Annotated in this window: 19 protein-coding genes; 8 read left to right on the forward strand and 11 right to left on the reverse strand. The window is 38.1% G+C overall.

Annotation, left to right across the window (positions count from 1 at the left end; all coding sequences use genetic code 11):
- Positions 1-53: 53 nt before the first annotated feature.
- From C7972_RS14155 to C7972_RS14170, 4 genes are all read right to left on the reverse strand, one after another.
- A complete protein-coding gene (locus tag C7972_RS14155; RefSeq protein ID WP_110356831.1) occupies positions 54-779 on the reverse strand; it encodes a head GIN domain-containing protein in 726 nt (241 codons plus the stop codon).
- Between the two features lie 160 nt (positions 780-939).
- Positions 940-2,670 (reverse strand): PspC domain-containing protein, encoded by a 1,731-nt coding sequence (locus tag C7972_RS14160; RefSeq protein WP_110356832.1) that lies wholly within the window; start codon positions 2,668-2,670, stop codon positions 940-942.
- A gap of 3 nt (positions 2,671-2,673) precedes the next feature.
- Positions 2,674-3,009 carry a PadR family transcriptional regulator gene (locus C7972_RS14165; protein WP_110356833.1) on the reverse strand — a complete coding sequence of 112 codons (336 nt, stop codon included), beginning with the start codon at positions 3,007-3,009 and terminating at the stop codon, positions 2,674-2,676.
- Positions 3,010-3,133: 124 nt separating this feature from the next.
- Positions 3,134-3,616: a DUF4870 domain-containing protein gene (locus C7972_RS14170; RefSeq protein WP_110356834.1), complete on the reverse strand. Its 483-nt coding sequence runs from the start codon at positions 3,614-3,616 to the stop codon at positions 3,134-3,136.
- A 244-nt stretch (positions 3,617-3,860) separates the two neighbouring features.
- Here C7972_RS14170 and C7972_RS14175 point away from each other — a divergent pair, with 244 nt between their 5' ends.
- The 5 genes from C7972_RS14175 (at position 3,861) to C7972_RS14195 (ending at position 7,421) form a co-directional block, all read left to right on the forward strand.
- Positions 3,861-4,316 (forward strand): DUF4442 domain-containing protein, encoded by a 456-nt coding sequence (locus tag C7972_RS14175; protein ID WP_110356835.1) that lies wholly within the window; start codon positions 3,861-3,863, stop codon positions 4,314-4,316.
- A gap of 169 nt (positions 4,317-4,485) precedes the next feature.
- On the forward strand, positions 4,486-5,283 hold the full coding sequence (locus C7972_RS14180; protein WP_110356836.1) for a TIGR00266 family protein: 798 nt from the start codon (positions 4,486-4,488) through the stop codon (positions 5,281-5,283).
- A gap of 36 nt (positions 5,284-5,319) precedes the next feature.
- Positions 5,320-5,973 (forward strand): DUF2461 domain-containing protein, encoded by a 654-nt coding sequence (locus C7972_RS14185; protein ID WP_110356837.1) that lies wholly within the window; start codon positions 5,320-5,322, stop codon positions 5,971-5,973.
- A gap of 334 nt (positions 5,974-6,307) precedes the next feature.
- Positions 6,308-6,919, forward strand: a complete 612-nt coding sequence (gene nudK / locus C7972_RS14190) for a GDP-mannose pyrophosphatase NudK (RefSeq protein WP_110356838.1) — start codon at positions 6,308-6,310, stop codon at positions 6,917-6,919.
- A complete protein-coding gene (locus tag C7972_RS14195) occupies positions 6,909-7,421 on the forward strand; it encodes a peptide-methionine (S)-S-oxide reductase (protein ID WP_181422897.1) in 513 nt (170 codons plus the stop codon). The genes nudK and C7972_RS14195 overlap by 11 nt, the downstream gene beginning before the upstream one ends.
- Here the strand turns inward: C7972_RS14195 and C7972_RS14200 are convergent.
- Complete coding sequence (locus C7972_RS14200; RefSeq protein ID WP_258364869.1) at positions 7,415-8,740, reverse strand: D-alanyl-D-alanine carboxypeptidase/D-alanyl-D-alanine-endopeptidase; 1,326 nt, start codon at positions 8,738-8,740, stop codon at positions 7,415-7,417. The two genes, C7972_RS14195 and C7972_RS14200, sit on opposite strands and share 7 nt — an antisense overlap.
- An 89-nt stretch (positions 8,741-8,829) precedes the next feature.
- Here C7972_RS14200 and C7972_RS14205 point away from each other — a divergent pair, with 89 nt between their 5' ends.
- On the forward strand, positions 8,830-9,027 hold the full coding sequence (locus C7972_RS14205; protein ID WP_110356839.1) for a hypothetical protein: 198 nt from the start codon (positions 8,830-8,832) through the stop codon (positions 9,025-9,027).
- Positions 9,028-9,172: 145 nt separating this feature from the next.
- Positions 9,173-9,568, forward strand: a complete 396-nt coding sequence (locus C7972_RS14210) for a lipocalin family protein (RefSeq protein WP_110356840.1) — start codon at positions 9,173-9,175, stop codon at positions 9,566-9,568.
- Here C7972_RS14210 and C7972_RS14215 read toward each other — a convergent pair whose 3' ends face one another.
- The 4 genes from C7972_RS14215 to C7972_RS14230 all read right to left on the reverse strand — a co-directional run bounded on the left by C7972_RS14215 (position 9,569) and on the right by C7972_RS14230 (position 14,787).
- A complete protein-coding gene (locus tag C7972_RS14215) occupies positions 9,569-10,507 on the reverse strand; it encodes a LysR substrate-binding domain-containing protein (protein WP_110356841.1) in 939 nt (312 codons plus the stop codon).
- Between the two features lie 135 nt (positions 10,508-10,642).
- The gene (locus tag C7972_RS14220; RefSeq protein WP_110356842.1) at positions 10,643-12,103 is read right to left on the reverse strand and encodes a TolC family protein; all 1,461 of its coding nucleotides are present in this window, start codon (positions 12,101-12,103) and stop codon (positions 10,643-10,645) included.
- Positions 12,104-12,167: 64 nt separating this feature from the next.
- The gene (locus C7972_RS14225; RefSeq protein WP_110356843.1) at positions 12,168-13,538 is read right to left on the reverse strand and encodes an ABC transporter permease; all 1,371 of its coding nucleotides are present in this window, start codon (positions 13,536-13,538) and stop codon (positions 12,168-12,170) included.
- Positions 13,539-13,542: 4 nt separating this feature from the next.
- Positions 13,543-14,787 (reverse strand): efflux RND transporter periplasmic adaptor subunit, encoded by a 1,245-nt coding sequence (locus C7972_RS14230; protein ID WP_110356844.1) that lies wholly within the window; start codon positions 14,785-14,787, stop codon positions 13,543-13,545.
- A gap of 303 nt (positions 14,788-15,090) precedes the next feature.
- Between C7972_RS14230 and C7972_RS14235 the strand changes: the two genes are divergently transcribed.
- Positions 15,091-15,570 (forward strand): Dps family protein, encoded by a 480-nt coding sequence (locus tag C7972_RS14235; protein WP_110356845.1) that lies wholly within the window; start codon positions 15,091-15,093, stop codon positions 15,568-15,570.
- Between the two features lie 145 nt (positions 15,571-15,715).
- Here the strand turns inward: C7972_RS14235 and C7972_RS14240 are convergent, their stop codons facing one another.
- Both C7972_RS14240 and C7972_RS14245 read right to left on the reverse strand, forming a co-directional pair.
- Positions 15,716-16,624 carry a metallophosphoesterase gene (locus C7972_RS14240; RefSeq protein WP_110356846.1) on the reverse strand — a complete coding sequence of 303 codons (909 nt, stop codon included), beginning with the start codon at positions 16,622-16,624 and terminating at the stop codon, positions 15,716-15,718.
- Between the two features lie 61 nt (positions 16,625-16,685).
- Complete coding sequence (locus C7972_RS14245; RefSeq protein WP_110356847.1) at positions 16,686-17,108, reverse strand: DoxX family protein; 423 nt, start codon at positions 17,106-17,108, stop codon at positions 16,686-16,688.
- Positions 17,109-17,241: the final 133 nt, after the last annotated feature.

Raw genomic sequence — 17,241 nt, forward strand, 5'->3', positions numbered from 1 at the left:
GGGTATTGTAAATTTTAGGATGGGATGGCCACAACCTAAGGATAATCCAGGTTTTAAAGGGCACTGACACTTCCTGAACTCGATTTCTTATGTTCTACGGTAGCATCACCGGTATAGTGTATATTTCCACCACTGCTGGCTTTAGCGGTTAAGGACTCGGACACATTTACCGTTATTCCCGCACCACTACTGGCATTGGCTTCGCAGATTTTGGTGTTTAAATTTCTTGCTTTTATATCAGAGCCGCTACTTGCATGGCCATAAAGGGATTTTGTGTCACCGGCCACTTTAATGTCTGCGCCACTACTGGCATCTGCTGTGACCTTTTCGGCCTTTAATTCTATAATTTCCAGACTGGAACCACTGCTGGCATTCAAGTCAATGTTTCGTCCCTTAATTAAATTTTTGGTAATCAGGTCGGCACCGCTGGATGTTTCCAAGCCTGTAATTTCGGGTAGTGTAACATAAATATTTTTGGTAGCCCTCCCAATATTTTCAACGGCATGAATTCGTAATCTTCCATTTTTGATATCAGTTCCAATAAGGTCGATTACATTTTCATCGGCTTCAACAACAATTTCAAAATCATTGCCTTGGGTAACATAAACGTTCAGGCCTTCAGAGGCTGATATTGAGGTGAAATCCGCGTTTATTGTGCGATGGTCTTCCGTTACAATTCCATTTCCCCTCTTGCCGTTTCCAATATTAATATCGAAACCACAGGACGAAAACAAAATTGCCAAGATAAGTGCGATGGTAATTCTTGCTAATGTTGTCATGATTGTTGTTTTTTGATTGAAATAAACACTATGGGTTTATTCAAGGATTGATTAATGATATGTTTAATTAAAAATATTGATTAGGTTGCTTTAAGGGCATTTTAAATTACTGAGTTGTTACAAGAGTCTACCCAACTGTATTTTTATTGATGGCTATCTTTTAATTTTCGTTGGTTTTGAACTGTACACCCTTTTCGTCTATTTTCAGCTTAAAATTATCCCCATCCCCCTTTATATCTATATCAACACCATCTTCGTTGATGATAATTTTTCCGTTGTCGTCATTATCTTCATGATCTTGCCCATCTTCGTCTATTGGACAATCCAAACATTGTAATTCCCCACTGTTATTCATTTTCCAAAGGTATTTGGACATTTCACATCCACTCATGGTGCGGTCCAATGGAGCACTAATTTTCCAGCAAGGACTACTATCCCTTTCATATGTCAATACCGTGCCTACTGGGATATAGAGTAATATTCTCACTTCTTGGTCCCGGTATTTATTGTTTTTGGCGGTAGTTAAAAAATCGTCCAGTAATAAAGTATTTCCTTGCAAATCATAATTGTAGATCACTTTATCAGCGGTCTCTGTGGCACTTTTAAAAGAATTTCCATTGGCATTTTTGCGTATCTCGATACGGGCAATTGAGTCTCTAGACATTTTAAGGTTTAGACGAACATCTTCGGAAACAAGTACTTCTTCCCCATTTTCAGTGTAATCCAGAACCACACCGTTTATGCCTATTTTATTGCCATTATTTAGATGGGAACCAGACCTTAAAATGATTTTCATTGGTTGCTCTGGCTGCTGGAATGCCAGTTCCTTCTCCACTGAAACATTGCCCGTATAGGCATGGGCAGCAGCTTGTCTTATCCCAAAAACAGTGAGCAGGATAATGGCAATCAACCAAAGTCCCAAAAGGGTAAATTTTGCAATATTACCTATCGATTTAAGGTTGTTGACCAAAATCTTAAGTCCTAAATACATGAGAAAGAAAAAGGGTATGCCAATGGCAAAAAAGCCTAATAGCGACACCAACCATACCGGGGTATTGGTAGAGTTCACCATATAGTAAAAATCAATTCCCGGAAGGTGTACAATGTCTAAAATACCTACGGTAAAAAGTCCTATAAACAAGGCAACTATTCCGGCAGCACCTATTATGATGAGTATTATCCCAATAAACTTGCCAATGATCTTAAAAAAAAACATGATGACATCGGCAATGGCATTAAAGAAACTTTTGCTACCATCCTTTACCTTGGTACCCACTTTTTCATAGTCCACACTTTTAACCTTTTCGGCTACATCATCAAAACCCTCCTTTACTTTTTTTTCAATATTACTAATGTTGACCGCCTCACCCCTCATATCCAATTTCTGAGCCGTGGTAACGGCCTCTGGAATGAGAATCCATAAAAGGATATAAATAAATACAAAACCTCCCCAACTAAAAATGGTCAGCAGAATCCATAAAAGTCGAACCCAGAGGGCATCAATCGCAAAATAATGTCCAAGGCCGGCAGATACACCCCCTATATACTTATTTTCTATATCCCTGTATAATTTTCTTACCCTATGTGCTTTTTTTGTGGATTTTGGCTGGTCCTCAAAAATGTCCTCGTCCACCATGTAATCTTCGGGCTGTCCCATGATGCCTATTACTTCGTCTACTTCCTTTTCTGTAATTACCTGTCTTTCGTTCTCCATTTTTTCATGGAACAGTTCGGCAATTCTGGACTCTATATCCGCTATGATCTCCTCACTACCACTAGTATTGGCAAAGGAACGTTTTATGGCCTCCAAATAGCGTTGAAGCTTATTGTAGGCAACTTCATCTATATGAAAGAATAAATTGGCCAGATTAATATTTATTGTCTTGTTCATTTCTTAGTTGTTTTTTGTTTTGGTTACGAGGTTTGTCGCATTTCTTAATTCATCCCAAGTAGTATCCAATTCTTTAAGGAAAAGTTTACCTGTTTCTGTTAGGGTATAATACTTTCTTGGGGGACCTGAAGTGGATTCCTCCCAACGATAATTGAGAAGCCCCGCATTTTTCAATCTTGTGAGCAATGGATATATGGTGCCCTCAACCACTAGCATTTTAGCGTTTTTTAGGGTGTCCAGTATTTCGGAGGTATACTTGTCCTCCCCATTGAGAATGGAAAGTATACAGTACTCCAAGACTCCCTTGCGCATCTGTGCTTTTGTATTTTCAATATTCATAGTAGCATGATTAAAATAATTTAACTGTTCGTTTTTTTGATGTCCGCATTTTACTGTTTCACTTCTGATTGATTGGATGAATAAACTCTCTAATTAGTGTGATGAGTACTAATTGTATTTTTCATTATTTAATAAATGGGATGCTTATAGGGTATTTAAAATCCAACCCCTCACTGGTTCGAATAGTGGCCAAGATGGTGTAAACTATATTTACCAAGAATAGTCCCAGCTGTGCAACCCCGGCTATTCCCAATGGCCAAAGAAATTTGCCCAGATGAAATGGCTGAAAGTTGAAATCGAAATTAAGGCCATTGAATTCGTTAAAATTGGCAAAGTTAAAATGGCCCAGATGAAATATTTCCGGTATTATCCCAATTAAAAAAGGGATGGTGAAAATTCCAAGGATGATGGAATAGAGTAAAAGACTGATTTGAAAATTCAAAGCCTGTTTGCCATTTTGGTCCACGAAGTTATAATCCTTTTTATTTACGGTCCAAAGTACTAGGGGAAGTAGGAAATTTCCAAAGGGGATGAAATACTTGGAAAACGTAGACGCATGTATTATTGCGGCCAAATTTTTTTCGTGTTTGCTCAGTGTTTCGGTCATTGCTGTATAGTTTGTGTTCCCAGTTATTACTTTGTGCCCTTTACCGTCGGTCTCGATTAAAACAGTTTTAGTAGCTTACTAAAGCTATTTCTAAGGGCTTATCTTATTAAGCCTAATAACTTTCTATGCAAATATATATCTAAAAGAAGGTACTATGCAAAACAAAGTACTAAAATTTAACAATTTATTAACAATTGTAGGTTCGTGCAAATTATATACTTTTGATATAAAATAAACTACAACTATGGCTACCGATGCAAGTAAAATTAACATGTTCAGTTTTTTTAAGCTCCCGGCCGTATGGTGGACAGGAGTACGATTAAGGTATATAGATGAAAAAAAGGCCATAGTCACCGTTAAGCATAGATGGATCAATCAAAACCCGTTTAAATCCTTGTTTTGGGCAGTACAGGGAATGGCGGCCGAACTGACTACAGGAGCTATGGTAATGAGCCAAATTAAGAAAAGTGGTAGAAATATTTCCATGCTAGTAGCCAATAACAATGCCAATTTTTCAAAAAAAGCTACCGGAAAAATTACCTTTACCTGTGTAGAGGGACATCTTGTTTCTGATGCCATTAAGAAAACCATTGAGACCGGTGAGGGGCAGACAGTCTGGATGAAATCGGTGGGGGTTAACGACGAAGGTGTTGTAGTGTCTACCTTTAATTTTGAATGGACTTTAAAGGTGAAAGGATAAGGTGATGATATACACTTAATCAATATACCAATATACCGATATACCAATGTGACAGTGAGTCAAGGGCCATGGTATTAATTTATTAGTGGGTAAATATTCCGATGTAACAAACCGGTAGTTTTTGACACTAATGGTCAACAAATGAAATTCAATTTATTAAACTTATAGGATGAACGCACACGAAATAGACTATGTAATTTACGGAGAGGAAATGCAATATGTGGAAATAGAATTAGATCCGCAGGAGGCCGTTGTGGCCGAAGCGGGCAGTTTTATGATGATGGATTCGGACATTAAAATGGATACCATTTTTGGTGATGGTTCCAATCAGGATACTGGGGTCCTCGGAAAATTGTTCTCTGCAGGAAAAAGATTGCTCACAGGGGAAAGCCTTTTTATGACGGCATTTTTAAATATAGGCCAGGGGAAAAAGCAGGTAAGCTTTGCCTCTCCCTATCCTGGAAAAATTATTCCGATAGACCTTAGCGAATTTCAAGGAAGGTTCATTTGTCAAAAGGATGCTTTTTTGTGTGCGGCAAAAGGTGTTTCCGTGGGTATAGAATTTTCAAAGCGACTGGGGCGGGGGCTTTTCGGCGGAGAAGGTTTCATAATGCAAAAATTGGAGGGAGACGGAATGGCTTTTGTACACGCAGGTGGTACCACCGCAAAAAAAATTCTAGGTCCGGGGGAAACCTTAAAGGTGGATACGGGCTGTATAATAGGATTTACCAAGGATGTGGATTATAATATAGAATTTATAGGCGGAATCAAAAACACCATTTTTGGGGGCGAGGGATTGTTTTACGCCACATTAAGGGGCCCTGGTACCGTTTACATCCAATCTTTGCCCTTTAGCCGTTTGGCCGGACGGGTCTTGGCTTCCATTCCAAGAGGTGGCAAAGATAAGGGAGAAGGAAGTATTTTAGGTGGTTTGGGCGACCTATTGGATGGGGATAACCGATTTTAATGTAATTAAGAATTACCTGATATAATTTGTTTAAATATGGATTTTACTTCCCTGTTTCAATTCTTGACCGAGCTCAATCAGAATAACTCCAAAGAGTGGATGGATAAAAACAGAAAATGGTACAAAGAAGTTAGGGATGGGTATATAAGTTGGTTGAACGATTTGGATCTTGCTTTAGCTGCTGTGGACAATGAATACTTTAGTACGCCAGGTAAAAAAGGAATTAATCGGATCAATAATAATTTGATGTTCCATCCCAATAAACCTACCTATAAGGACCATTTTGGGGCTGGTTTGGATAAGGCCCCCAACACGGGTGATTTTTATATTGAGATAGGGCTCGGGCAGTCCATGTTGGCTGGTGGATTTTGGAGGCCAGATCCCAAAACCTTGCGAAGTATACGCGATGCCATAGATTATGACGGGGAAGAACTGAAAAAAATTCTGAACAAAAAATCATTTAAAGATGCCTTCGGGAATTTGGTAGTGGATGAAACCTTAAAACAGGCACCTAAAGGATTTGCCAATGACCATCCACATATTGATCTCTTGCGCCATAAAACCTTTGCCGTAACACATCCATTGACCCGGAAAGAAATATTAGAGTCCAATTTTAAGGAGAAGGTAATCTCAATTTATTTGGAAATGCTACCCTTTAGAAGATACTTGAACAAGGCGGTTACCGTGTGAGGGTGGGTGGTTGTAAAATTGTCTGTCCACGTTGTGCAGGTCGCTCTAATGGGACTAAAGTTAGAACTAACATCTATCAACAAGTGTAGTGTTCAATGCCTTGGTAACCAATCCGTTCATTTTGAATAGGCGAAGGAAGTAAACACTGTAGCACAGCAATGGTATATGTTACTTCCCGTTCAGAATCAAGTGCCGCAATAGCCAAGAATTAGCTTTAGAAAAATATTCCATTAGGTTATAGTAAAGTTTGTCATAGCCCCCAATCTTATTTTTTTTATCGTTCCCATAGGTATAAAAATGACTAGTTTTGTAAGGATACAAGAACCGCCTACAAGTGAAAAACGGAAAAGTAAAAAACATCAATAAAGAGCTATTATCCGATAACTGGTATAGGCTTGAAAAGTTGACTTTTGAATATCAGAAAGAGGATGGAAGTTGGGAGACCCAATCCCGCGAGGCCTATGATCGCGGAAATGGTGCTGCTATTTTGTTGTACAACAAGAAGAAGAAAACGGTAATTCTTACACGACAGTTCCGGATGCCTACCTATATCAACGGCAATGATTCCGGGATGATGATAGAAGTATGTGCAGGGTTATTGGATGGCGATCATCCTGAAGACTGTATAAAAAAAGAAACGGAGGAAGAGACCGGCTATAAACTGGACACGGTAGAGAAGGTCTTTGAATCCTATATGTCACCAGGTTCGGTAACCGAGATCCTTCATTTTTTTATTGGATCATATGATGAAAAAATGAAGATAGGCGAGGGGGGTGGTTCCCAAGTGGAAACTGAAAATATAGAAGTCTTGGAGTTGGACTTTGGTAAGGCCATGGAAATGATATACACAGGTGAAATTAAAGATGCCAAGACTATTATGCTCTTGCAGTATGCAAAAATTAACGGGTTATTCCCCAATGTACAATCATCCCATTATGGAAGCTAAACATAGAATAGCCTTTGGGGGTGGATGCCATTGGTGTACCGAAGCCGTTTATAAATCACTAAAGGGTATAATAAGTGTAGAGCAAGGTTTTGTAGCTCCGGAAGGGGAGGAATCTTCCTTCTCTGAAGCGGTAATTGCGCATTATGACCCAAAAGTCATTAGTCTTGAAGATTTAATTTTGGTGCATTTATATACCCATAAATCTACATCAGACCATGGCATGCGTAAAAAATACCGTTCGGCCATTTATACTTTTGAGACAGTGGATGTTAAAAGATCTACTGGGGCATTGAAAGAATTTCAGAAGAATTTTAAAGATCCCTTGGTAACCAAAGTCCTACCGTTCAGGAAATTTAAAATTTCCGATAAAGCCTTTCAAAACTATTACTTTAAAAATCCATATAAACCATTCTGCCAAACCCATATTGTTCCAAAACTAGACTTGTTGATGTTGAAATTTGCGGACAAAGTAGATCATAATAAGGTCGTCTTGGGTCAATAACGGTCCCTGATCATTTCAAAGATAGATTCCATATGTTGTTTTACCTCATTATTGCTATGGGTAAAATGGTTGTTCATAAAACTAAATATCAAAGTCTTTCCAGATCGCGTTAGAAGATATCCACTAAGACAATAATTATTTCCCAATGATCCTGTTTTGGCGTAAATATATGGGCGTTCATCACCATGGAACCCGTTTTTTAAAGTCCCTGTTAGGCCGCCGACAGGGAAAAAGTTGAATAATCGCTCCCTAGGTATTTCTTGGTACATTTTATTAAGTACATACACCATTGTCCCTGGTGTAAATAAATTGTAGCGTGAAAGCCCGGAACCATCTACCCATCTTGGGGGCTGTTCCAGTTCCTGTAAATAATTCTCCAAAATATATTTTCTGGCCCTTGCACTGTTCAGTGTATCCGAAAGGGTAGAGGAGCTTAAAATTAATAATTGTTCTGCAAGAAAATTATCACTTACCTTCATCATTCGCTTGTATAGGGAATCTGAGGAAACCCCGTACAACACCTGTTTTACCTCCTTCGGCATCTCTTGCACAATATTGACCTTTTTAAGCAGGACTTCTTCCAATAGATTTTTTATCAGGGTGCTATCAATCATAAAAGGACTTTCCAAGGTATCTTTTCTCTGAGGGTCAAAATAAAAGGTATTACTGTACAATTCTCTATTTATTCCGTATTCAATGGGCACTACTTGGTTTTTGAAATGTTCTGGGGTAACCGTTATACCCTCTGTATTCTCAATGGTTACAACGTTGCCGTAAATAGGAATTGCACTTCTTTCCGGACTAAAATAGAGGTCATAATCTTCCCAGGCCCAACCCGGACCATACTTGTTTTCCTGAAAATTATTTAAATAAAGGGATATGTTCTTATGGTTCTGGGCAAATTTTATTGCGGTACTGTCACCGAAATAGGGATGCAACAAGGTGGGGTCGCCTGTGCCTTCCATATAAAGGGTGTCATTTTTAACAACATATTTTAGGGCCGGAATCCTTTCTGGCAAGATTTTAAGGGAGGTATACAGGGTAATAATTTTGGTATTGCTTGCCGGAGTAAAGTACTTTTGGCTATTGTGGCTATACACAGTATCCTTTTTAATAGGATCGTAAACCAACAGCCCCTGAAAGTAATTATTCGGCGTTTCCGAGCTTATGCGTTGTTGAATGTTATTTTTTAATTTTTTGTTATTTAGTGTTTTACAGCTAAATAGGTTCATTGAGGTGCCAAACAAAATTAACAGCCCAAGAATCCTCTTTTTATCTAAAAAAGGGATTTGAAAGTGTGCATTCATCGACTTTAACATCTTTTTATCTATTATTTAACGGAAAGACAGCAATAATATATACCTTTTATTGGTTATCTTAGTCCAAGCAACCTAAAATTATTAAAAATATGGCAAGAGCTATGTTAGAGTACACTAAAACCGTACTGCAAAAGGTTAGTTTTGATACAAAGTTATTTTGCAAAGAACTAGAGAAAGCAGTGACTAGACTATTACCATTTGAAATAGAAGAATTAAAACTCTGGTTGAAGCAGTTCATTAATGATAAACCAGAATTACAACAAAGCTTACTTTATTTGAAAGTATAGACATAAGCTACCTTAAATTGGTAGCTTTTTTTTTAAATTATTCTTAGTGTGCAACTTTGTTTTTCTTAAAACTTCTCACATACTAAGGACAACTATTTTGGTAAGTTGCACCGTATATAATGGCGGACCCCCCAATATTGTATATATGAAATATTTAACCTACGTATTTGTTCTATTCCTTTTTAGCTGTGGGAAGGATGAGGATACCTTGCCCTTAATTGTCAATGATCTTCTAGGAATATGGCAATTGGAAGCCACTAAAATTAGCCCGGGCGATATAGTTGAGAATTGGACAACTGTAATGAACGGACCCATATTTGAATTTAAGGCCAATGGTTCCTATACCCATAATGAAAAGGCTTGTGGCGGTATTGTTAACGGAATTTACAGTACAAGTGAAAGTGTTTTGACCCTGCGATATCATTGCGAAAACAATGCCATTGAAACCATTTTTAATATGGAATTCACCGAAGGAAAACTTATACTATCCAATGTAGGCTGCATTGAGGAATGTTCCTATAAATATAGAAAAATAGAATAGTTATTTGTTTAAGGGACTAATGATCTTTACATCTTGGAAAGCAATAGCTCCTCTTACCACACTGGCAATAACATCATATAATGCTTCTGTAATTTGAACTTTGAGCTCACTTTTGTGGTAAATTAAGCTTACTTCCCTAGCAGGAGATGGATTTTTAAAGAATTTAAGGTTCTGCTTCTTTTTATCATCCAGTTCAATAGTATTTAGGAAGGGTAGGAGGGTCATCCCCAATCCTTCATTGGAAAGGTTGATCAGGGTCTCGAAACTACCGCTTTGTAATTGAAAGTGCTCTTCATCGTAATTTTTGGTGGCATTGCACAAATTTATGACACCATCCCTAAAACAGTGTCCGTCACGCAATAGCAGCACATCCGAAATTTCCAAATCTTCCGGTACTAATTCCGATAGTTTTCCCAATCTATGATTGGGGGGTACATACCCCACAAAAGGTTCATAATATAGGGGGCGCTCCTTAATAAATTCAATTTCCAGCGGTGTAGCTGCAATGGCAGCATCTATATGGCCATCTTGAAGGTTGCGGATCAAATTTTCGGTGTTTTGCTCCTTGATGATCAGGTTTACTTTGGGGTATTTTTTTATAAAGGTCTTAAGGAACATGGGCAATAAGGTAGGCATAATGGTGGGGATGATACCAAGGGTAAACTCACCGCCTATAAAACCCTTCTCCTGATCTACTATATCCTTTATACGGTTGGCCTCATTGACAATGTTCTTGGCCTGGGCAACTATTTTGGCACCAACTTCCGTTATGGTAATCGGTTTTTTGCTCCTATCGAAAATTAATATGTCCAATTCGTCCTCCAGTTTTTGCACCTGCATACTCAAGGTAGGTTGGGTAACAAAGCTCTTTTCGGCTGCCAAGGTGAAGTTTTGATACTCGGCAACGGCTAGTACATATTGCAATTGTGTAATGGTCATGAAGTATTATTTAAAGTGATAAAATTAGGAAAACTAAAAACAAAACCTAAGCAGAAGGACCCTTACTTATAAAATCTTTTTCCTACCCTGAAATTATATAAGGGGCGTTGGGTTGGTTTCGGCATATCAGTGGTTTTAATCAGTAATGATGTTTTCCGCTTCTATCCTTTTGTTATTGATGAAATCGTATAGCGTCAGCCTTCTCAAAGTGTAGTAATCTGTCCAGAAATTTTCCAAGGAATTCAGGTATTCAAGTTCTGCCTTGTCTTTTTCCTGTTGCGCCAAATTTAGATCTGTAATGGTAATTTTTCCTAGAATATATCGCTCTTTGGTAATCTGATAGCGTTTAATGGCAATTTCTTTGGCTTTTTCCGAAGTGGATAGAAAATCCCTTTTACTGGACCAATTTAAAATATGTAGGTAAATCTCCTGTTCAAAAGCCTGCTGTTCTTGTTTTATATTTGTTTCTACCAAACCTAAATCGGCCTCTCCCATTTTTCTTTCGGATTTGGAGACCCCCCAATCAAAAATAGGAATACCCAATCTCACGGATACTCTTTGTTGTCTATCATAGTCTTGAAAGAGCGCGTCATAATCCTCGGCTCGCTTATTTAATCCGAAATTGGCATTGACATTAATTTCCAGCCTATTGTTACCTTTTATTTGAGCAAGGTTTCTTTCGGCCTCCAAACGTCTCCTTCTAAATTCAATAACGGATTTCCTGTTATGGGTAGCTTCATCCAGGGCAGTTTGTACACTTACCTCAAAATCTACCAATTTCTCTGGAATGAACAGTTCTATGTCCTCGGTTTTCAGTTCCAGATATCTGGCCAGGTTTTGGGAAGTCCTTTTAAGTAGGATCGTATTTGTGGTAACCTCATTTTTCGAATTTAGATGTCCCAGTTCCATCTGCAATAACTCATTTTCAGCAATCTTTCCAATTTCGAACCGTCCTTTGGCAATTTGCAATAAGGTATCCTGGGTAGCCAAATTTTTCTTGGAATTTTTCAACCTCATTTGGGCGGTCAATAGTCCAAAATAGCGCTGGCAACTGCTTAGGGAAATATCTTCCATACGCTCAATAAATTCGCGCTTGGATTCTTCAAATTTTAAAGGTTCTATTTGCCTGTCCCACTTATAAGGATTAAAGAACAAGGAATTTTGATAGTAATTTACGGAAAAAGGGGTGAGGGAGTAATTGCTGTTTTCATCTGCGCCAAAGCGATCTATTCGTTGGATTTGTGAATTAAGGGAAAGGTTTCCCCCGGTAAAAGGAATACGCTGGTCTATGGACAAAGTCCCATCTATCCTGGATTGATTTTGATTTACGAAAATATCCTGGCCTTCGTCATTGGTAATCCTTGTAATTGATTTGGAATAATCCGGCAAGGTGGCCGATAATCGAAATTGTGGTAAAAATTGGGCTACATAAGTTCTGTATTTCCAATAACTGGCTTGTGATTGGTTTAATACGGCTTGATATTCTGGGGAGTTTTTTTTTGCCAATTCAATGGCCTCTGTTAGCGTTAGCTTTTTGGTCTGTCCCAGAACAATAAGGTTTGAACACAGGAATAACAACACAATACATTTTTTCATTTTGGACTATTTTGATTGATAAAATGGGGGAGGGTATTTATGTTTGATGCTATTGGGGTATCCATTATTCACGTCTTATGGCTTCTATGGGATTTTTGTTGGCGGCCGATTTGGCAGGTAAAACTCCAAACGCCAGCCCTATGAAGGTGGCTACAAAAAAAGACAAAACAATGGAGTTCAATGAAAGAATGGTTTCAATACCCGTTGCCAGTTCCAATCCATAGGATGCTACGATTCCCAATATTATGCCTATTATACCTCCGCCCAAACTGATGAGGACGGATTCGGATAAAAACTGTAGAATTACATCTTGCTTGGTGGCACCAATGGCCCTCATGATACCTATCTCTTTAGTTCGTTCCAGTACGGAGGCCAACATAATATTCATAATGCCTATACCACCAATTAGTAGTGATATCCCAGCAATAACACTGAGAACAATATTGAATATCTGTTTAGTTTTCTGCTGTTGTTTTAGCAATTGTATAGGGATGGTAATTTCAAAATCCAACACCTCGTTATGTTTTCTTTTGAGAAGTTTGCTCAATACTTCCGCAGTTGCTTTAAGCTCATTGGAGTTATTTACCTGTACCGTTAATTTATCCAATTGGTGGTAATTGCCCCTAGGAATTTTTTTCTTGGGCCCATTATTGGCACCACTAATGATGATCATACCTCCGCCACTAAAATCCAGGGGTTGGTCCGATATGATCTTTCTATCCTTATATCGAACCAAAAAGGTCTTTACAGGAATATAGATATCCTGGTTAAGGTCTCGAATTCCCAAATTCTCCTGTGCCTTTTCAGAAATGAGTTTTTCCTCTATTATGCCAATAACCTTAAGCCAAACGTCCTTTACCTTGATTTGCTTACCAATGGCACTTTCACCTGGGAACAACTTCTTTTCTACCTTTTCACCAATGATACAGACTGAAGAAGCATTTATCAAATGTTCTTGGGAGAAGTTGCTTCCTTTTCCTAAATGAATATTGGAAGTTTCAAAAAAGGAGTTGGTGACCCCTATTAATTTCACCGAATTTTGCCTACCCTTATTAATAACATAGGTTTCTAAAATTATTTCCGGACTAATGGCTTTTATAGTAGGAATATTATTGGCTATACTAGCTACATCCAAGAGATCCAAACCTTTGGAGAATCGTGTGGTTTCCTGTGCACCTTCCTCGTCCTCACTACTGCTTTCATCCTCTTCATCAGGTATTGGTGTTACTACAATGTTGTTGACGCCTACCAGTTCCAATTGCGCCAGAATTTCCTTTTCCGCCCCATTGCCTATGGACAGCATTGTAATTACTGCTGCCACACCAAAAATGATGCCCAATGCTGTTAAAAACGTTCTAACCTTGTTGATCGTCACCACGCGAATGGCTTCCCTGAAATTGGAGACAACCTGTTCTAGAAGTATCTTGTCTATCATGAATCTAATTTAAAGACAGTATGCCCTTTTCTTCCAATCCTTCTGGTTTGCTCAGATACACAACTTCGTTCTCATTTAAACCCTTTTTTACAATTACCACATCCAAATTGGATTCGCCCATCTCAATTTCTTTTTTATCGATGGAGAGGCCGGATTTGGCGTACACAAAACTTATGGAATCTTGGGAAAATACGGCTTCCAACGGTATCATTAGAACCTCTTCTTCCTTATGGATCAGGATTCTATTGGAGGTAGTCATCCCAGGCCTGACATTTTCATTATTCTCGTCAAAGTTTATCAGTACCTGAAATAACTTAATATCCGACCCTCGTTTTTCTTCCCCAACATTGGCCACGTTGGTAATGGTTCCTTTGACCGTTACATCTGGAAAAGCATCAAAACCGATAATTACAGGAAGGTCTTTTTTTATCTTTCTTATGTCTACCTCGTTGGCATAGGTCTTTGATTCCATTTTTGTAAGGTCGGGTAAGGTTGCTATTGCGGGGTCCCACATGCTAATGGACGACCCAACCTTTCTTTTGGTCCCATCCCAGTTTTTAGCGTAGGTTACCATTCCATTGGCATCGGAATGAATGGTGAAGGATTTTTGAAGATTCCTGAGTTCCTCCAACATTTTGCTTATTTTGGATACTTCAGTTCCCACTTCCACCATCTTGGCCATAGCTTTTTGTTCCTTAATTTTGTAATCCTCGGTTTTCTCCTTTAAATCCCGTTCTAATCGCTCAATATTGATCTCCAACTTTTTTATGGTAGCAGGTGGCTCATAAATAGACTGTTTAAGCTCCAACTTATTTTCTTGGATATCAAATAGCAAATCTTTTATGGCTGTCCGTTCCTGTTTTAAGGTTAGGGTTGTGTCTAACTGCTCTTGAGTGTATTTGGACTGGGCAGTTTCCAAATTTAATTGTGCATCCAAAATTTGTTCATTCACCTCCGAGGGATCCAATCGGCCTACATAATCGCCTTCCTTTACCAGGGAACCTTCCGGAATTAGGTCTTGAATTTTAACATCCCGCAGTTTAAATTTCCGTATGTCGTCCGGGCCATTAATTTTTTTTAAACTGGTAGATTGGGCCTCACCTGAAATGATAACTTCATTTAAAAATTCGCCTTTGACCACTTTGGTGGTAATGGCTACATCTTCATCTGCAGTATTCCCGAACAAGGTGTAACCTGCAAGAATAAGAACAATTGGGATACCGAATAGGAGTAGTTTCTTTTTATTCATTGTTAGGTGGTTTAGTTAAAGGGTGGGGGACTCAAATTTAATCCAGTACCTCTATATACAAGAGATTATTGTGTTATTATTTTCTTAATTAATCATAAAAATATTTGCAAAAGGATTTAAAATTTACATTACATTGAAAATTTATGTTAAATTATTAGTATTATCATCAATTATCGTACCAATGATAAACCTTACTTTTTTCCTATCGTATATTACTATACACTTATAATAACTATCAATAAATTAAAGCTGCATCAGGAGGGGTTTTTTTGTAATTTAGTGGTATAACAAAAAAGATATATTATGCAATTAAACAGTATAGGTTTGGATGTTACCAAATCAAAATCGATAAGTAAGGATTTAAATCAGTTATTGGCCAATTTCCAACGCTATTATCAGAACCTTAGGGGAATTCATTGGAATATAAAAGGGAAGCGATTTTTTGACCTCCATATCAAATTTGAAGAATTGTATACCGATGCCAACACCAAGGTAGATGAAATTGCGGAACGTATACTTACGTTGGGAGGTGTTCCTTTACACACCTTTGAAGATTATATTAGTAGTTCAAAGGTACCTGTTGGTAAAAACATAACGAAGGATGAGGATGCTATAAGACTTATTGTTGATTCATTGTCCCAGTTACTTGTAATAGAAAGGAATATCTTGGATGCCTCGGACGAAGCTTCGGATGAAGGTACCAATTCTATGATGAGCGAGTTTATTACCCAGCAAGAAAAAACTGTCTGGATGATGAAAGCTTGGTTGGCCGAGGAAATTTAATCCACAGGATTATGGCTCTCTTAATACGGGGCCATAGTCTATGAATGGATTTTAGATTTTACAGATCATCCCCGGTATGGATTCTTTTGACATGTGATGTCCAAAGTACTTTCCATCTTGGGGATGATTATTGTTTTTAGGAGGTTCAATCCAAAAAATGCCTATCGAATGAAAAGGGGTAATCAAGATCGGTATTTACCGTAATTTTTACAGCCGTATCACGTCCATCTATTTGTAAGCGGGTAATATTTTGTTCCTTCCAAGGCTTATCCTTTATCCAAAAATGGCCATCGCCCTGAACCATTAGAACCGGTTTGTTAAATGTATCTGCGGCAGATCGAAACAGATCCGTAAAGGTTTTAAACTTATCGGGACCACCTTCCACCATATTTGCATGGCCAAAGACCACCATGGCAGACACCTTGGATTTTTTTTCTGCCACAAGTTTTTTGATCCATAGACCATTTTGGGTCAGTCGGTTTTTCCATTCCAAGGAATCATGTACTTTGCTTCCTACCAGGTTAAGACCAACAAACAAAACCTTCCCCGATTCCCAACTAAAATTTTCCTTACGTCCGGACTGATAGGTTACCGTTGGCTCAAAACGCCAATTTTCATTAAAATGAAGGAAGTACTTATTCCAGTATTTCAATCCTTGTTGTGGATCCGTACAGTCGTTATATTCATTGTCTCCCAAGACGATAAAGGTGGGTGCCTCAAAGGTCTTTAGTATACTGGAAACTTCCTGATATACATTTTCGTCGCATTCCAGGGCACCTGGTTTTATGTCTCCAACATGAACAACAAATTCGGAAGGATCCATGTTATTGTGTTTGGAAATAATATCGATCAATCCATCACGCTGTTTTTCATCGTAGGGAACATCGCCAATTGCTGTAAAGGAGATAATAGTGTTCTCTTTGGTTATGTCATCATTTGTAGATTTGGAAAATTGGCCGTTCTTGCATGAAAAAAGGAACAAGACCATTCCCCAAAAAATCCAATGTTTACAATTGGGTTTTTTGAATTTAGGACCTCTGATAGTATTTGGCATGATAAGGCGGAACCGTAAAAAATTAGATCTTAAATATAATTTAATTACGGGGTAAATTATCTTATTTCTGCATTTTTAAATAATAATCAGTGGAATGTTTACCAGAACCATAAAACAGAAAGAATACACATACCAACAAAGTAATGGAGGCCAAGACTAGGTTTCTTGTATTCATTTCCCCTAAAAAATTTACCACTACCGCACCTAAAAGAATCGGTAATTGTGCCAATACCGCCCAACGGGTCAGTAAACCTATTACCAATAAAAAACCACCTACAAAATGTGCCGGTGCCACATAATGCATAATCAACATACCTCCCGAAATGTCTTGGAAGGGTTTAATTATTTCTGCCATTTGTTGATGATTGGACATAAAATCCACCCCTTTCAAAAATAGAAAAACACCCAATGCAACCCTTAATAAATCCAAGGGATAATAAGTATGAGCATTGGCCCATTTGTTTAAAGATTTAATGGTCGCCATAATTGTAATATTAATGATGCCTATTCTAAGGTACTCATTTTTAGTGAAATATAAAAAAATTGACGGGGCTATTTAACAACTAGTGTGCATTACAGGCTTATTTTGTTGGGAACTGACCTGTACCCAAAAATGG

It is taken from the genome of Arenibacter sp. ARW7G5Y1, assembly GCF_003201775.1.
Taxonomy (GTDB): Bacteria; Bacteroidota; Bacteroidia; order Flavobacteriales; family Flavobacteriaceae; genus Arenibacter.

Coding starts and splice junctions, on each gene's coding strand:
- C7972_RS14155 (WP_110356831.1), bottom strand. CDS start 779: ATGACAACATTAGCAAGAATTACCATCGCACTTATCTTGGCAATTTTG.
- C7972_RS14160 (WP_110356832.1), bottom strand. CDS start 2,670: ATGAACAAGACAATAAATATTAATCTGGCCAATTTATTCTTTCATATA.
- C7972_RS14165 (WP_110356833.1), bottom strand. CDS start 3,009: ATGAATATTGAAAATACAAAAGCACAGATGCGCAAGGGAGTCTTGGAG.
- C7972_RS14170 (WP_110356834.1), bottom strand. CDS start 3,616: ATGACCGAAACACTGAGCAAACACGAAAAAAATTTGGCCGCAATAATA.
- C7972_RS14175 (WP_110356835.1), top strand. CDS start 3,861: ATGGCTACCGATGCAAGTAAAATTAACATGTTCAGTTTTTTTAAGCTC.
- C7972_RS14180 (WP_110356836.1), top strand. CDS start 4,486: ATGAACGCACACGAAATAGACTATGTAATTTACGGAGAGGAAATGCAA.
- C7972_RS14185 (WP_110356837.1), top strand. CDS start 5,320: ATGGATTTTACTTCCCTGTTTCAATTCTTGACCGAGCTCAATCAGAAT.
- C7972_RS14195 (WP_181422897.1), top strand. CDS start 6,909: ATGGAAGCTAAACATAGAATAGCCTTTGGGGGTGGATGCCATTGGTGT.
- C7972_RS14200 (WP_258364869.1), bottom strand. CDS start 8,740: ATGTTAAAGTCGATGAATGCACACTTTCAAATCCCTTTTTTAGATAAA.
- C7972_RS14205 (WP_110356839.1), top strand. CDS start 8,830: ATGGCAAGAGCTATGTTAGAGTACACTAAAACCGTACTGCAAAAGGTT.
- C7972_RS14210 (WP_110356840.1), top strand. CDS start 9,173: ATGAAATATTTAACCTACGTATTTGTTCTATTCCTTTTTAGCTGTGGG.
- C7972_RS14215 (WP_110356841.1), bottom strand. CDS start 10,507: ATGACCATTACACAATTGCAATATGTACTAGCCGTTGCCGAGTATCAA.
- C7972_RS14220 (WP_110356842.1), bottom strand. CDS start 12,103: ATGAAAAAATGTATTGTGTTGTTATTCCTGTGTTCAAACCTTATTGTT.
- C7972_RS14225 (WP_110356843.1), bottom strand. CDS start 13,538: ATGATAGACAAGATACTTCTAGAACAGGTTGTCTCCAATTTCAGGGAA.
- C7972_RS14230 (WP_110356844.1), bottom strand. CDS start 14,787: ATGAATAAAAAGAAACTACTCCTATTCGGTATCCCAATTGTTCTTATT.
- C7972_RS14235 (WP_110356845.1), top strand. CDS start 15,091: ATGCAATTAAACAGTATAGGTTTGGATGTTACCAAATCAAAATCGATA.
- C7972_RS14240 (WP_110356846.1), bottom strand. CDS start 16,624: ATGCCAAATACTATCAGAGGTCCTAAATTCAAAAAACCCAATTGTAAA.
- C7972_RS14245 (WP_110356847.1), bottom strand. CDS start 17,108: ATGGCGACCATTAAATCTTTAAACAAATGGGCCAATGCTCATACTTAT.